The organism is Paenibacillus alba, assembly GCF_013204855.1.
Taxonomy (GTDB): Bacteria; Bacillota; Bacilli; order Paenibacillales; family NBRC-103111; genus Paenibacillus_E; species Paenibacillus_E alba.
The window spans coordinates 32887-47655 of the sequence record NZ_JABMKZ010000035.1; the positions used below are offsets into that span (position 1 = coordinate 32887).

Here is a 14769-nt window from a genome sequence, read left to right on the forward strand (position 1 = left end):
GAAGTTGCAATGGCTTATATTGCTCCTGCTGTTATGGCAGGTATCGGGGGACTGGTCACTGCCGACAGGAGTCTTCAGATAGGGGCATTGACCACAATTGGCGTAACATCGGCGTTGGTGGCTTGGATGCTGGGTCTGTGGCTGCGAAGTCGAGGAGTCCGTAAACGGTGGGTCACCGGTCCACATCGTTTGGTTGTGGTCGGGATGTTCGGGTTGGCAGGGATAGCGTTTGGCCTGTTCGCCGCATGGGTGACAGCTGATTTGCTGGGAATTATGATTCCAATGGATCAATTGGCCTGGGTCGATCGGGTCTGGATCGATTTCCCGTTATCTGGCTTTATAGCAAGCACGATAGTGACATGGCGGTGGCGTGATGCTATCGCAACAAATTACTCATTCAAAGGAGAAGAGACAAAATGATAACGATTATTGGAGCAACAGGTACGATAGGAAGTAGGCTTGTGGAACGTTTGGTTGATCTTGGTGTACCCGCCCGGGCGCTGAGCAGAGAAGCTGAGAAGCTGCGTAATCGATTCGGGGAAAAAGGCCGCTCGACTATCGAAGTGGCATCGGCTGATGCTGCTGATCCTGAATCGCTGCGCCGTGCGTTCGCAGGAGCTAGCCAACTCTTCCTGGCCATGTCCAACAGCCCAAGACAAATCGAATTGGAGACTTCGATCATTAACATCGCCGTCGAAGCAGGGATCGAACATATCGTCAAGATATCCAGTCCTGCCTTTGAACAAAAATCTCCAGTGGCGGTGGCGGGCTGGCATCACGAAATCGAGAAAACCTTGGGCGAGTCTGGCATCACCTATACAGTATTGCGTCCTTATGCGTTCATGCAAAACTTGCTGCGCCTTGCACCAACAGTCTCAGCACAAAATGCTTTCTTCGGCGCCATGGGAGATTCACCATGTAATTTCATTGACTGCCGGGATATCGCAGATGTTGCCGCAGAGGTTCTAACTAATCGCAAAGCATCGGGTCAAATATATACGCTCACCGGTTCGGAAATTTTCAGCTATCCTCAGATCGCGGATAAACTATCTGCGCTGCTCGAGCGTCCGATACGTTACATCGATATGGACCCTCAAGTACTGCTCGGCAATTTAATCGAGCACGGGCATATGCCTCCTTGGCTCGCGAACCATGTTGTGGAAATTCAGACCATGTCTACGTTGGTGCCGGAAAGTCCTACGGACACTGTAAAGAGCTTGCTCGGTAGAGAGCCCCGCACGCTAGACGCTTTTCTGCATGAGTATGCAGCTAATTTCAAGTAGGCAGCGAACGGCGACTTAAAGCCGCCTCTTATCGTCTTGGGTGTAAGAACCGAGCAACCCTGACTTGTATCCTTGGGCGACCGCACCAATGCGTGTTTTGACGCCGAGCTTCTGATTGATCGACGTGAGATGGTATTCGACCGTTCGCTGACTGATAACCAGCCGCAGGGCGATCTCTTTGTTGGTCAACTCCATGGCGACCAGTTCCAACACCTCTCGCTCTTTCGGGGTAAGCTGGTCAGGCGGTCGGGCCATCATTTTTTCGGAAACGAGTGCATAGCCCATCACGCTTTGTTTAATAGCGTTAATAATCTGCGCGTAGGTGCTTTGCTTGGATAAATAGGCATGCGCCCCGATTTCATAGGCTTTGGCATAAAACTCGTCATACGTATAGCCGGACAGCAGAATGATTTTCAGCGAATGGCCGAAGCGCTCTTTCAGCATTTTACCCAGCTCGAATCCGTTCAAATACGGCATCGAGATGTCCATGACGAGCACGTCCGGCCGGCAGTCGCCAATTTTCTCCAGCAGCTCGCGAGGATCGCCGAACGTTTGCGGGACCTCGATGTCCGGTTCCTTTTCGAGCCGGTTTTTCAACCCTTCAAGCACAAGGGGATGGTCGTCGAGCAGTACGACTCTTATGTGGTCAGGCATGGGCATGCGCCTCCGTTCCGAATGGCAGTTTGATCGTGACGACCGTTCCGTTTCCCGGGGAGGAGTCGACATCCGTATCCCCGCCGAGGTGACGAATTTGGCTGTGTACAGACAGCAGGCCGAATCTTCTTTCCCCTTCAGAAGAAGGATACAAAACCGACGCGATGTCGAATCCTTTGCCGTTATCGGTCATTTGACAGTAGATTATTTGCTGGTCCATCCATAATCGGATTGTTATGTCGGTCGCTTCGGAATGCTTGAAGGCGTTATGAACGATTTCGCGTATGGCCCGGAACAAATTCGTTTTGATCAGCTCGTTTGCCGGTTCTCCAGGAGGGAGCCCGTAAGCGAGTTCTATTCGGATATCTCCTTTTTCCCGCATCGTTCGCATGAGCCAGTGCAGTGCCTCTTTCAAATCGCCTTTGTCGATAATATGCGGGTACAAATCGTCGCATAGCGTTCGAATATCGCGCTGCGAGTCGTAGACGCATTTCAGCCACACGGCGATTTGCTCTTTGTCCGCTATCCCCGTATCGTGCAGCTCCTCCAGGTCCCGCGACAAAAAGATCAAATTTTGCAGCAAATGATCATGCAAATAGTACGTGGTGCGAATGCGTTCGGACTGCTGCGCCTCGAGCAGGATTCGGTTGTACGGGATCATGTCGCTCTGTGCATGCGGCTTGTTCCCATTCTCCGCCAGCTGTTTATACAGCTGAAGCTTTTGTCGTTCCAGCCATTCCACGTGCCGCTGGGATTTCCGCCGAAAGCGCTGCAAGCATTTCTGATAAACGAAAGTTAGCAGGGCGAACAGCACAAAAAGCAGATAGAGCCCAACCGCTGGTCCTTTGGCAGCAAGAGTGAACAACGCGAACGAACTACCCAAATAAATGCCGTGAATGAGCAGCCGCGGAAAATAAAGCTGGATATCGAGCATGCTCCTGTCGATGAGCAGGTAAGTGAGCGCGCCGGAAAATGGAATAAGGCCGATGAGCGTATATGTGATGAGGACGATAGGTTCGTCCCCGAGGAGTATCGGAATGGCGTATAGAAACGTGTAAGGCAGCAGGCTTAAGAACAGCCCGGCGAACAAGACGAGCAGCTGGTTTTGCTCCGGCCGGCCGAACGTTTTCCAGTAAGCGAAGGTGATCCCGGCCAGCAGCAGAAGCGTGCCGACAACCGTCAAATTGAGTATGTCCACGACCCAATAGTACACATCTTGACCGGCCGCGATAAAGTAAACGAGCGATAGCGAGAGGACGATCGAATAAACCAGATAGCCTGTAAGCAGTTTCTTGAACCGGGTATGGACCGTTCGGAACACCAACAGCAAATAAAAAGAAAGAAGCAGGTGCGGCAGCCAAATCGAGCATAAAATGATGATCAGTTCGGACACCGTTTTCTCGTCGGAAAACTGACTCAGCACGCATAGCGCCATCAACCCGTTCAGCATGTAAAACTGGCGGATAATGCGTGACTCCGGCTTCGTCCGAACGGCAAAGACGCCTATGCCGAGCAGCGTCAATTCCAAGACGGCCGAGATGATCATCTGGACGATGTCGCTCGGACCGGGAGCGCTTCGGAACTCTCGATGGGTTCCGTCCTGCTTCTCCACGGCGATATAACTCGCTCTGGTCAAGATGGCCCCGGAAACGGTCTTGACCAGCTTCGGTTGGGGACTGCCGTCCATGGCTGCGATCTTGTCGCCTGGCTGAATATCCCAAACCGCCGCTTTGCCGCTTTCGTCGATCGACTCGACAGGCCATCCGGCGCCGGACGATTGCCCAAGCTCGATGCCGAGGTAGGGCGCATTGAAAGAAACGATATGTATATAAACGGCAAGCATGAGGTAACAAACGAAGGATGCGGCAATCCATCGGCCGTTTTTTTGTTTTGGCTGCAAACGTTTCAGTCCGTTCATTGTATGCGATCACCCGTTTCAAGTATAACATGCATGCCGTAAGAATAGAGCAAACCTCGCCGTCAAAGGGAGGTTTGCCCCTAAGTGCGTTTACGGAAAACGATAAAACATCGCAGCGGCTTCTTTGCGCAGCATCGGCTGCTTCGAGTGATAGTCGACCGCGCCGGTTGCGTCCGCAACGACCTCCGGGCCGAAGTAGCCTCTGGCGACGACGGTTTGCACGCCTTCGAGTGCCCAGGCGTCGGTATCGCCTTTCAGCGCGGCTTTCTGCGGAACGGCTCCGGCGGAGCCGAAGCCTAGCAGCAGCGCACGCGACAAGATGACGGCCGCTTCCTGACGGATGATCGGCCGATCCGGTTCGAACGCATCGCGGGTCGTGCCGTTGACGAGGCCTAACGCAAGAGCCGTCTGGATTTCGGCGGCATACGGACTTTGCGCGGCATCGGCGAACGACTCTGGTTCCGGGGACAAAGGGATATCCGATAGTTTCATCAACTGCCCGACGAATTGAGCGCGGGTGATCGGTTGATCCGGGTGAAACGCCAGGCTGTTTTCTTTCCCTAGCAAGCCCTGCTGCTGAACATAGTAGATGAATCTCGCATAGGGGTGGTTGTCAGGCACATCGGAGAATGGTTTCGGGCCTGGCAGCTTTTCCGACCAGCTGTCCGCTTTATTATAGGAAAAGTACAGCTTGCCTTCGCCGACATCCTTGAAAGCCGCTTTTCTGCCGCTTTCATCCTCGAACAGCAGTTCCTTGACTTGCTTCAAGCGATGCGTCCCGTAAGAGTCGGTGATAAGCAGTCCGCCGACCTGTGCGACTACATCGTAATGCCACATTGGAAGCCTTAAATCGCGGTAAAAGCCTTCCAGACGCCGAAGCTGATCTTTCGTCTGGCTTATGGGAGGTGCTGTTTCTTGCGGCGGATTTGGGGATCCCGGAAAATAATGATCCATGAACGATTTGAACAGCTGAGAGCGGATCGTTCTCGCTTGCTGCGCACTGTTCAATGCGATGAATAGCCCTGTTTGGCGTTCGGGCAGCAGCCACATTTGTGCTTGAAAGCCTGAAGAAACGCCGGCCTTATCGACGACGGTTTGCCCGTTCGCGTACTCCGGGAACGACGATTCGAAGCCGTAGCCAACGCCAGGAATATCGGGATGAATCGATACGTCAAGCTGCTGCATGTCCCGAATGGACTGCGCGCTCAGGATGGACGCATCTCCCAGCTTGCCGCCGTTTAGCTCAGCCCTCATGAACCGGGCCATATCAGCCCCTGTCGACATGAGGCCTCCGTCTGGCGAATTATTCGGGAACGTGGCGTACTGCGGAAGCGGCTCTCCGGCTCCGTCATGCGGGACGGCAAGCCGTTTTTGCACGTCCGGCGTAAGGATCAAATGGCTGTCGGTCATACCGAGCGGCGTGAAGATGTGATCGGCGACGATGGTATCGAACGGTTTGCCAGAGACATTTTGTACGATATAACCGAGCAGGTCGTATGCGTAGTTGTCGTAACTGAACGCTTCTCCCGGCTTTCGGATGACGGTAGGAAGGTTGTCTTTGACGAAAGTTTCCAGCGGGTAAACGTCCTGCGGATCGCCCTCGTCCGTGTCCGCCTCCGTTTGGTCGAAACCGCTCGTATGCGTCATTAGATGCTTGAGCGTCAGTGGAGCGCCCGTATTGTTCGGAATCCGGAGCCCGTTCAAATAGCCACCGATATCGCGGTCCAGATCGACTTTGTGCTGCTCGGCCAATTGCATGACGGCGGTGGCGGTAAACGTTTTGGAAAGGGAGGCCAGACGGAACAGCGTACTGCCGGGATCGACCGGTGTCTGACGCTCTGCATCTGCGTAGCCGTATCCTTTGGCTAGCAGCGTCCGATCGTCCTTGACGACGACGATAACGGCGCCCGCGAGCTTTGCTTGAATGTCCGCCCGGTTGAAGAAACTATCAATGAACGATTCCGTCTCCTTCGGATCGGAAGGTCCGCCTTGAGGCACCTTCGTCTCAGTCGCATAAACGGCTGGCGGGATGAACAAGGCTGCAATCAACAAAACTGCAATCAACAAAGCCAAAAGTGTTTTGCGGACTTTGGATGCGGGGAAAGCTGAACGAATGTACATATGGATCTCCTTTGCCTTGAGATAGATGAGGGATTTGACGCCCCATCTTTACCGTAGCACATTCTCTCAGTCGACAAATCCGTATCGCTGCGCGGTATCCGCGCCATTCGCGCATTTGTATGGCGTGATCGCGCCAATGGGCAGCATCGCTATAAGAGGAAATATCCATTCATTCGCGAATAGTTCTATATCTGTTGGTATATTTCTTGAAATTAGATGACTCATAGAAAGGAGCAGTTATAAAATGGCCGAGAGATACAGGGCGGACATTGGTCCTTGGAAAGAATATATAGGTATATTGAAAAAGTAATGATGTTATGTGAACCACATTTCCTTAGTACAGGTTCATATCATCTCTTGATGAGCCTTCTACTCTCGAGCTCTAGCTCTAGCTCTAGCTCTAGCTCTAGCTCTAGCTCTAGCTCTAGCTCTAGCTCTAGCTCTAGCTCCAGTTACTTTTTGTAAACCTGCAATTATGCATCTTTTTTGTCCTTGGAATAGCATCAAGTGTTAAATTCCTGCGTTTGTGCAGGCTTTTGAGGCTTTTTCTGGATAAGCGGATGAAAAAGATGGAAATACCTGCACAATTGCAGGCATTTCCAATTTTTAACCGAATTTGCCCGGAAATTCCTGCATTTTCGCAGGTTTTTACACTCAGATGAACTAAACTATTATTGACGGTGATGACCCTAATCATGACTTGATACCGGGTGATCTTATATGGATTGATTCGGCAGCAAAAGAGCTCAAACCTATATCAGTTGAATTTACGGGCATGACGGATTATGGCTAAAGTAAAAATTCAAACAGTCTAATAATGCAATTAAAGACCGGCCAAATTTAGGCCGGTTTTTTGATGTCAGTAATGTTCAATAAATGCTGGAACAAATTGAATAAATCAAACGTTGATATATACGAGGGGAGAGTGTAATTGATGAAGCTACTCATTTCTTTCTTAATTGCTTTATTAATGCTTACAGGATGTAACCAAACAACTCATAATCCGACAGCTAAAGAAATTCTCGTTCAAAATCCGAATGCAGATGTTTTTCAACACAAAGGAATCTTTTACACTAACGCAAGTGATATTGAATGGGTACAACAAACAGAATTAACAATTGGTGAGAAAGTCGGAGCAATTAAAAGTCAATACAAGAAGGGGCTTACTTTTGAAAATGAAATGGCGACTAAACTTCCCGTTGGAGTAGAAATTTTTGATGGTGGACGATCCATACTAATTGTTAAATTAGAAGGGAAGGAAATTAGGTATCTTGCTATGATCGAGGGTTGACACATTCAGACGCCCATGTGGCAGTCTAGGACTATATAGGAGGTCCCAGTTATTTGAATATTTGCCGGGATTATCATTTCCCTCGACGATAATCATTAACTCAGAAAAACGGGCAATATGATCAAATGATTGTTTCGGAACTCCATTCAAAACTGATACGCTGAGGATGTTCGTAAGGAGTGAGCTAGTATTAAGCTTTGATGATGCGAGGGGGGATAAAGTGATTTCGAAAGTAATTGTAAGCGATTTCAGATGAGCCACAACAACTTAAACACGGGAGGAATTAGATTGAAAAAAAATGTTGCAAAGGTAACGAATTACGTTCTATTGTTTGCTCTAGCGCTATCTATCATCGCAAGCGGAGTGGCCAGTAAGGCAGTACATGCTATCGGTCTTTCGATCACGGGCAGTGGAGGCTGGAATGAGACGGCCTTTGTAGAATGGTCACCTGTCAGTAATGCTCAAGGGTATAATGTATATGTAAAACCTGCAAGTGCAGCAGATTCTCAATATAAACAAATTGATACTCAATTAATCCGAAGATATGCTGCCTATTGGAGAGCTGATGCTGTAGGACTTGCTGCTGGAAGTTATGTAATGAAAGTTGAAGCAGCACTGTCAAATGGTTCAAAAGAAAATGCGGTTTCAAATGCGTTATCCGTAACAGCACATGACAGATCTGGCTTTGCTTTTGCAGGAAACTCACCATTTGGCACAGGTTCAGGTGCTTATAATAATGATGGAACACTTAAGAATGGCGCTCAAGTTATTTATGTAACATCTGCGAATGCTCAAACAGTAGCTCTTGATGTGAAAGTCAATAGCTCAGGCGGCGTACAAAAAGGTGTTGGTATTGGTAATATTCTAGCGCTAAGACAAAAAGGCTATGATACAACACCACTTGCAATCAGATTGATTGGAAAAGTTACGGCTGCTGACATGAGTGGACAACTGAACAGCGGTGGATTTCTTGAAGTAAAAGGGAAATCCAATTATTCGGAAATGAATATTACGTTAGAAGGTATCGGAAAAGATGCCTATGCTTATGGATGGGGAATGCTGCTTAGATACGTCGGTAATGTGGAAGTTAGAAACGTAGGTATCATGTTATTCCCTGACGATGCTCTTTCCCTTGATACAGGTAATGCCAATGTTTGGCTGCATAATAATGATATTTTTTATGGAAAAGCAGGAGGAGATGCTGACCAAGCCAAAGGTGATGGTTCAACTGACCTTAAAAAAGGATCAACTTATATTACAATCGCTTACAATCACTACTGGGATTCTGGAAAAGCTGCCCTAGTCGGCTTGAGTGAATCGTCAGAATTCTTTGTTACATTCCACCATAACTGGTTTGATCATTCTGACTCTCGTCATCCACGTATAAGAACGGGAACGATTCATGTCTATAACAACTTCTTTGACGGAGTATCCAAATATGGTGTGGGTGCTACAACAGGAAGTTCTGCCTTTGTGGAATCCAATTATTATAGACATACTAAAAATCCAATGTTGATTTCTTTACAAGGTACGGATATGCACGATGGGGAAGGTACATTCTCAGGTGAACCTGGAGGAATGATTAAAGCATACAATAATATTATTCTTGATCCTGGAAGTATTATTTATGCAAATTCCAATGCAGGAACAGCTCCAGCTAGTGCAACACAATTTGACGCATACTTAGCTTCGACTAGAAATGAAACAGTTCCAAACACATACAAAACATTATCGGGTGGAACATCTTACAATAACTTTGATACTAAAATCGATACAGGAGTTAAAGTATCAAACATCGATGCCGCAAGCACAGTTGAACAAGTTGTTACGTCAGAAGCTGGCCGCCTGAATCAGGGAGACTTTACATGGGATTTTGTTGATGCAGTTGATGACTTGTCGTCTAGCCTTAATTCAGCACTGATGACTAAAATACTAAATTACACAACTCAACTTGTAGCTGTAGGGGGGAATTCAACACCACCAACGTCAACACCGGCACCAACGTCTACACCAACAACTACGCCGGCACCAACAGCTACACCAGCACCAACGTCAACACCGGGTACATCAATTGTTCATAACTTTACCACAGATGGACAAACAAGCAGCTTCTTCACTATTGCAGGAAACCTTTCAACAAGTAAGGGAACAGTGGTCTATAATGGCTTAACACTAACGCAATGTTTGAAAATGGAGAGTTCAACCAATATTGGGTTTACCACAACAACAGCTAAAACATTAACTTTAGTGTTTAATCCAGCAAACGGACTAAAAGTCAAGATAGATGGAACAAGTTATGCAATGACTAATGGCATTGTCAGCGTATCACTTGCGCCTGGCGCACATACCCTTACAAAAGAAGATGTTACAAATCTTTATTACATGAAACTAGAAAGTTAAAAGGGACGCCGGTTCAAAATTGATTTGTTCGCCGACAAAAAAACGTGGACACTCATGAGGTGTCCACGTTTTTCATTGGAAGTTTTAAAGCACGGATTACTTGGCACTTGGGATTGATGATTTCCGTTGGTCGATTTGAAGTTGGCCTTTCCAGCTTCCTCTAGTCCCACCGATGCGATTCACATTGACTTGCAAAACCATCTCTTGCGGCAGCTTATCAGCGTTAGGAGTACCAAAATAGTTCAATACATTAAATCCTTCCTGTCCAGGTACATGATAGGTAGGATTCGTGGTCTGCTGGCCATTCTCCTTGCCGTCAGTACGTATATTCAAACCTTGGGTATCAAATTCATACGGCACCGAGTGCAAGATCCGGTTGAAAAAGTATCTGGCAATGCCTAGCTTCGCGGCGCCGAAGGAAACTTTATCGACGGTTCTTTTAGACTTTCTTTGCCCTTCAGTAATTATGGCTTGGATCAGAAAAATAGCGCCGTTACTTAACTAAGGGCAGGATAGTTGAATCATTTCTCGAATACCACAAATATGGAAAATTTGCGAAATTCATAAATAAGGATTAGGTGAAAGTGATGCAGAAATTGAACTTTAAACTTAAGGAGAAGTATTATGAACTTCTTTAAGAAACCAATTAATGAAATACGTACAAAATTTGAATTAGAGCTTTTACATAAAGCTCAGGTATTACCAGAGTCAAATCCACCACCTCCATGGATTAAAGAGATTATTGTACCTGCTTCTGGATGTTTCGCTTGTGGATGGGATCTAAATGAAAACTTAATTCTAATTAGTAGTTCTGGATACAGCATTACAGAAGTAAGTTCAGGAATATTAATTCACAGGAATAGGGATTCTGAACTAACCAATGCAAGAATTAGTAGCAATAATTTAACCTTTCATACTCCCTATAATGATGAAGTAATTGATATCTTTGGATTTGAAGCAGGAGACGGCATCCATACAACTATAGATGGATGGTTTGTAAAAGTTATTTATCCTTGGTGGCCAAGGGCTTCTGTAATAATTGAAAACCTATTCAAGCCAAACTATCAATATCTTAATGATGTCACAATGATTGAATTAAAGCGATTATATGGGGATATCAAATGTGGCTTTTCCCCTTCGGGTCAAAATCTAGTTATTTTAGGATCAGGAGGAGCATTGATTTATTCAAGAAATTAAAGCACCACCTAACCGCATCGCATCATTAAGCTGACGGGGCTTATCACCTAAAATTGGTAATATAAAGTGGACAATACGTCGCAAAATGTAGATAAATGATTTCCAAATTGATTACGAGAATGAAAATAATTGGGGTTGGGCATAGGATGAAGAACGTGTAGAGCTCAATATTTCTAAACCATTTGAGGAAGGCAAATTACAAGGCTGCAATTTTGGTGGAATTTCAGCTATGAGTTTCATAAATATAATCACCATTTTTGTAAAATGATATATTAATCCCTAATACGTTGGCGTAATTGAACGGATAACAAAAACAAAAGTATATTACCACCGAGGTAATCATTTTCTATAGATGATTGGGTAATTAAGTTGACTTTTTAAAGAAAGAAAGAGAGTCGGTGAGTCGTTATTATTGGTGAGTGGACATTAATTTTCTTAATAATCGCGCTGCCGATAAGCCTCTATAAAGGCATGCAGAAGGACAATGAATATAAAGGTTAATACATTAATTGTTGATTCAAATTTGGAGCAGATTGCCTCGGTCGGCAACTGTTCCTTTTTTGTTGAAGTAACGGGAGGATAATGGAAATTGTCTGGAGAAGAGATTATGGGATGTAAAAGTGAAAAATAGACGTTTTGGGATATGTCCATATTCAATGGTATTTATTATCGGAGGCTAGAATTTATGCAGAGCAGATTAGAACAAGACATTATTTCAACGGCAGAAAGCTTCACAAATAATTTTTCTGATAAAGGAAATTTCGATTTTAGTGTACAAAGCTTACGTAAAGTAGACGATATTCTTGAAGAATTATGTGAGTATGAAATAGATAATGATTCTTTGGATTCTGTTTCTTCTATGGTTGGAAGTTACATTTTCGAAGTAGCAAGAAGGAATTATGGTGGGAAGTACTATTGGATGCAAGATAGAGAACAACCTGTTTTAGTTACTGGTGAGCCGGAATTTTCAATTTCAATTTTTGCTTTCGATAAAGTTAGAGGTAGAATTCAGAATGGGAAAGAAGATGAGATATCTTATTACTTTGATGGTTATATCAATGCAGTTGAAAAAGGTAAGGAAACAGGTTACTGTGCAACAATTGTTTAAAGTCTAGGAGATAAGCCAACGCAGAACGATAGCGCAATAAATAGGGAGCAGATCGCCGCGGCAACTACTCCTTGTTTTCATTAATCTAAGGGAGAAAATGAGCGAATCGTGGGGGCTTTTTATGTGGTTAGTTCATTTCTAACTTTGCGGGATTCCTTAGGTGTAATGTTACGATGTTTTTTAAAAGACTGGATAAAATGATTTACATGATTGAAACCTACTCTCTGGGCAATTTCGGTTATCGTATATTCAGTAGATTCTAACAGCTCGACGCTCCTTTTAATACGGTACTTAACCAAGTAGTAGTAAGGAGTCATATGAATGCTTTTTTTAAAGCTGCGAGTGCACTCCGAAACACTCAAATGAGCTGCCTCAGCAATTTCCTTCAAAGTAATATTGTTTGTATAATTTTGATGGATAAAGCTAAGCATTAATTGCAGTCTTTCTTGCTCACGTCTGTTATGCTTAGAGGACTCCTCTGAAGAAAGGGATATATTAGATATTAGTATTAGCCACAACTGAACCGTTTTGATGGAAACCTCATACTGCCATCCCCAGTTTTTTTTCTTTTCAAATTCGTTCTTCATATACCAAAGTATTTGCAAGATTTGTTTGTGCCACTCCGCCTCTCCTTTGATTTCTAATGATAATAAAAAAGAATTCGTATAAGGATGTACATAGCTTCTTTCCATGGCACTTTCTGAATAAAAGGCGAGCAGTTTCTCCGGAAAATTAAAGCTGACATATTGACCGTCATGGGTTAGGTGTGTAACAACGTGAAGGACACTCTTATTGATAAAAATGGCTTGCCCCTTTTCTAAATCATAATCGATTCCGTTGATTTGTATTGTTAGTTTCCCATTGATCACTAAAGTAATTTGTAATTCTTCATGCCAATGTAGATCGTTAACTCCTCTCCCTTCAGGAATAGATCCTTGATTAGTATGAGTGTACATAATGTATGGAAATGTCTCGTCAGGAAACTGAATGGCTTCGTGTAATTGCTTTTTCAACATGTATGCCCCTTTATTTGACGATATTTCAATATAAATGAAAGATATAGTTGCACAAAATAAACGTTGATGATGATATTATTATATCCAGCTTCGGCTTACCATTACAATTTCTGTGCACAGGTAATTGTCTAACAGCTTGGAGGAATAATGATTAAATTAAAAAAATCTTCTTTATCTTCTCATCCGTTTATTTTGTTATTCATCAGCATATTGTCCGTTTCAATCTCTTCCATCATGATAAAACTTTCTGATACACCTACTTCTGTGGCTGGAATGTACAGATTGTTTATTTCCGTAATGATCTTGCTCTCGTTTATACCTTGGAAAATGTTTCGCTCGTTAGATATGAATAAAAAAGATTGGAGTATCGTTATTTTAGCCGGTCTTTTTCTAGGATTACACTTTTTATTCTGGATGGAATCATTGGTCTATACCTCAGTTGCAAGCTCGATGGTCATATTGTCGTTACAGCCTTTATTTGTAATGACTGGTTCGTACTTTTTGTTCAAGGAACAAGCTAATCGGCTCACCGTTTTTTGCTTGATCACCGCTCTTTTTGGTTCAATCCTTATAGCATGGGGAGACATAGGGATTTCGAAAGAAGCGCTAATTGGAGACGGCTTATCATTAATAGGCACAATCTTCGTTTCAGCATATTTGCTGGCAGGGCAAAAAGTAAGCCGAAAAATGGATGCAAATGTGTACAGTATTTTCGTTTTTTTTATTGGTGGCATCATCATGCTCATTTACAATTTGTTAAATAATTACTCTTTAATTGAATACGACTCATCAGAGTGGACTTATTTTTTGCTGCTTGCAATAATCCCAACTATTTTTGGACAATGTATTTTTAATCTATTGTTAAAATCAATTGGGGCAACAACTGTCTCGGTAGGTATTATTGGAGAACCTGTTCTTGCCATTATTCTTGCGTATCTGTGGCTAGGAGAAAAAATTTCATTATTTCAGTTCTTAGGCGGTATGATGACTTTATTCGGTATGGGAATGTATTTTTGGTCAAAATCTTTAAGGTACAACGTTCAAAATAATAATTGATATAAGAATTTAGTATAATTGGTTAGAGGAATGTTCGATGGCAACAATTGATGATATAAAGTGGGTAGGTGTAATTGCTGTTTTAATCCGATTAATATTTATCAAAGAGAGTAATGGAGAGATTGTAGAAATATCGGGTATTCCTGCAAATCTCAATGGAGGCTGCGCGTTTAATACACTTGAAGGTATTGAAGATGCAAACTTAATTGCTAAAGAGTATTCATGGATGATTGACGATGACCATGGAGTGAACTGATAGGAAGTTATAGTGAGAAGGTGTGAGTATGCAGATAATTAAATATGAACCACAATTCCCACCTGTGGAATACTTCATTACTCGTTTCTTTGTGGATGATCAGTGTTTGTTTGAACAGGAAACGAAAGTACCTTTGCCAACATTAATAAAAGGTGATCAGATTGAACTTTTCAATACAAGCTACAGTATTTTAAAAAGAGAATTTGGCTTCAATGAAGATGCCTTTTTCACAGTGTATTACATTGAACAAGTTAAAGATACGGATGATAAACGTATGGATGGTTTCCAGAAGTCGACCGGAGAGTTTGAACCTTAACGAGTCTTGCAAATAATAGTACGTACAGAATTAACATGAAAGCATCAGTATGTATTTCCCCTAAAGTGCTTGTCTTTAGTTAGTTTACTGCTTTGTATTGTTAATGATCAGACTGGTTGGGAATGATAGGGATCCCTTGGTCAAAATGTCTGA

At 44.1% G+C, this 14769-nt stretch carries 14 protein-coding genes; 9 read left to right on the forward strand and 5 right to left on the reverse strand.

Annotated features, from left to right (window positions below; genetic code table 11):
- Nucleotides 1–9 precede the first annotated feature (9 nt).
- Nucleotides 10–420 (forward strand): hypothetical protein, encoded by a 411-nt coding sequence (locus HQN90_RS29805; RefSeq protein ID WP_338042406.1) that lies wholly within the window; start codon nucleotides 10–12, stop codon nucleotides 418–420.
- Nucleotides 417–1283, forward strand: coding sequence for an SDR family oxidoreductase (locus tag HQN90_RS29810; RefSeq protein WP_173225957.1), 867 nt, complete (start codon nucleotides 417–419; stop codon nucleotides 1281–1283). Before HQN90_RS29805 ends, HQN90_RS29810 begins: the two co-directional genes overlap by 4 nt.
- A gap of 15 nt (nucleotides 1284–1298) precedes the next feature.
- On the opposite strand, the gene HQN90_RS29815 is transcribed toward HQN90_RS29810, so the two are convergent.
- The 3 genes from HQN90_RS29815 to HQN90_RS29825 all read right to left on the reverse strand — a co-directional run bounded on the left by HQN90_RS29815 (nucleotide 1299) and on the right by HQN90_RS29825 (nucleotide 5976).
- A complete protein-coding gene (locus HQN90_RS29815; protein ID WP_173225959.1) occupies nucleotides 1299–1937 on the reverse strand; it encodes a response regulator transcription factor in 639 nt (212 codons plus the stop codon).
- Nucleotides 1930–3855 (reverse strand): sensor histidine kinase, encoded by a 1926-nt coding sequence (locus HQN90_RS29820; RefSeq protein WP_173225961.1) that lies wholly within the window; start codon nucleotides 3853–3855, stop codon nucleotides 1930–1932. Before HQN90_RS29820 ends, HQN90_RS29815 begins: the two co-directional genes overlap by 8 nt.
- Nucleotides 3856–3945: 90 nt before the next feature.
- Complete coding sequence (locus HQN90_RS29825) at nucleotides 3946–5976, reverse strand: serine hydrolase domain-containing protein (protein ID WP_173225963.1); 2031 nt, start codon at nucleotides 5974–5976, stop codon at nucleotides 3946–3948.
- Nucleotides 5977–6910: 934 nt separating this feature from the next.
- Here HQN90_RS29825 and HQN90_RS29830 point away from each other — a divergent pair.
- The gene (locus HQN90_RS29830; RefSeq protein WP_173225965.1) at nucleotides 6911–7267 is read left to right on the forward strand and encodes a hypothetical protein; all 357 of its coding nucleotides are present in this window, start codon (nucleotides 6911–6913) and stop codon (nucleotides 7265–7267) included.
- Between the two features lie 288 nt (nucleotides 7268–7555).
- Nucleotides 7556–9667 (forward strand): pectate lyase family protein, encoded by a 2112-nt coding sequence (locus HQN90_RS29835; protein ID WP_173225967.1) that lies wholly within the window; start codon nucleotides 7556–7558, stop codon nucleotides 9665–9667.
- A 96-nt stretch (nucleotides 9668–9763) separates the two neighbouring features.
- Here HQN90_RS29835 and HQN90_RS29840 read toward each other — a convergent pair whose 3' ends face one another.
- A complete protein-coding gene (locus HQN90_RS29840; RefSeq protein ID WP_173225970.1) occupies nucleotides 9764–10027 on the reverse strand; it encodes a hypothetical protein in 264 nt (87 codons plus the stop codon).
- 264 nt (nucleotides 10028–10291) lie between these two features.
- On the opposite strand from HQN90_RS29840, the gene HQN90_RS29845 reads away from it, so the two are divergent.
- Both HQN90_RS29845 and HQN90_RS29850 read left to right on the forward strand, forming a co-directional pair.
- Nucleotides 10292–10864, forward strand: a complete 573-nt coding sequence (locus HQN90_RS29845) for a hypothetical protein (RefSeq protein WP_173225971.1) — start codon at nucleotides 10292–10294, stop codon at nucleotides 10862–10864.
- A 685-nt stretch (nucleotides 10865–11549) separates the two neighbouring features.
- A complete protein-coding gene (locus HQN90_RS29850; protein WP_173225973.1) occupies nucleotides 11550–11972 on the forward strand; it encodes a hypothetical protein in 423 nt (140 codons plus the stop codon).
- A gap of 119 nt (nucleotides 11973–12091) precedes the next feature.
- Here the strand turns inward: HQN90_RS29850 and HQN90_RS29855 are convergent, their stop codons facing one another.
- Nucleotides 12092–12985, reverse strand: coding sequence for an AraC family transcriptional regulator (locus tag HQN90_RS29855; protein ID WP_173226036.1), 894 nt, complete (start codon nucleotides 12983–12985; stop codon nucleotides 12092–12094).
- Nucleotides 12986–13135: 150 nt separating this feature from the next.
- Between HQN90_RS29855 and HQN90_RS29860 the strand changes: the two genes are divergently transcribed.
- From HQN90_RS29860 to HQN90_RS29870, 3 genes are read left to right on the forward strand one after another with little or no spacing between them, the layout of a single operon-like run.
- On the forward strand, nucleotides 13136–14044 hold the full coding sequence (locus HQN90_RS29860; protein ID WP_216855505.1) for a DMT family transporter: 909 nt from the start codon (nucleotides 13136–13138) through the stop codon (nucleotides 14042–14044).
- 37 nt (nucleotides 14045–14081) lie between these two features.
- Nucleotides 14082–14300, forward strand: a complete 219-nt coding sequence (locus HQN90_RS29865; RefSeq protein ID WP_173225975.1) for a hypothetical protein — start codon at nucleotides 14082–14084, stop codon at nucleotides 14298–14300.
- A 28-nt stretch (nucleotides 14301–14328) separates the two neighbouring features.
- On the forward strand, nucleotides 14329–14616 hold the full coding sequence (locus tag HQN90_RS29870; RefSeq protein ID WP_173225977.1) for a hypothetical protein: 288 nt from the start codon (nucleotides 14329–14331) through the stop codon (nucleotides 14614–14616).
- Nucleotides 14617–14769 lie beyond the last annotated feature (153 nt).

Bases quoted from the DNA above. Each gene is read 5' to 3' on its own strand.
- HQN90_RS29825 (WP_173225963.1), bottom strand. From the start codon at position 5,976: ATGTACATTCGTTCAGCTTTCCCCGCATCCAAAGTCCGCAAAACACTT.
- HQN90_RS29870 (WP_173225977.1), top strand. From the start codon at position 14,329: ATGCAGATAATTAAATATGAACCACAATTCCCACCTGTGGAATACTTC.
- HQN90_RS29850 (WP_173225973.1), top strand. From the start codon at position 11,550: ATGCAGAGCAGATTAGAACAAGACATTATTTCAACGGCAGAAAGCTTC.
- HQN90_RS29815 (WP_173225959.1), bottom strand. From the start codon at position 1,937: ATGCCTGACCACATAAGAGTCGTACTGCTCGACGACCATCCCCTTGTG.
- HQN90_RS29830 (WP_173225965.1), top strand. From the start codon at position 6,911: ATGAAGCTACTCATTTCTTTCTTAATTGCTTTATTAATGCTTACAGGA.
- HQN90_RS29810 (WP_173225957.1), top strand. From the start codon at position 417: ATGATAACGATTATTGGAGCAACAGGTACGATAGGAAGTAGGCTTGTG.
- HQN90_RS29845 (WP_173225971.1), top strand. From the start codon at position 10,292: ATGAACTTCTTTAAGAAACCAATTAATGAAATACGTACAAAATTTGAA.
- HQN90_RS29820 (WP_173225961.1), bottom strand. From the start codon at position 3,855: ATGAACGGACTGAAACGTTTGCAGCCAAAACAAAAAAACGGCCGATGG.
- HQN90_RS29860 (WP_216855505.1), top strand. From the start codon at position 13,136: ATGATTAAATTAAAAAAATCTTCTTTATCTTCTCATCCGTTTATTTTG.
- HQN90_RS29865 (WP_173225975.1), top strand. From the start codon at position 14,082: ATGGCAACAATTGATGATATAAAGTGGGTAGGTGTAATTGCTGTTTTA.
- HQN90_RS29805 (WP_338042406.1), top strand. From the start codon at position 10: ATGGCTTATATTGCTCCTGCTGTTATGGCAGGTATCGGGGGACTGGTC.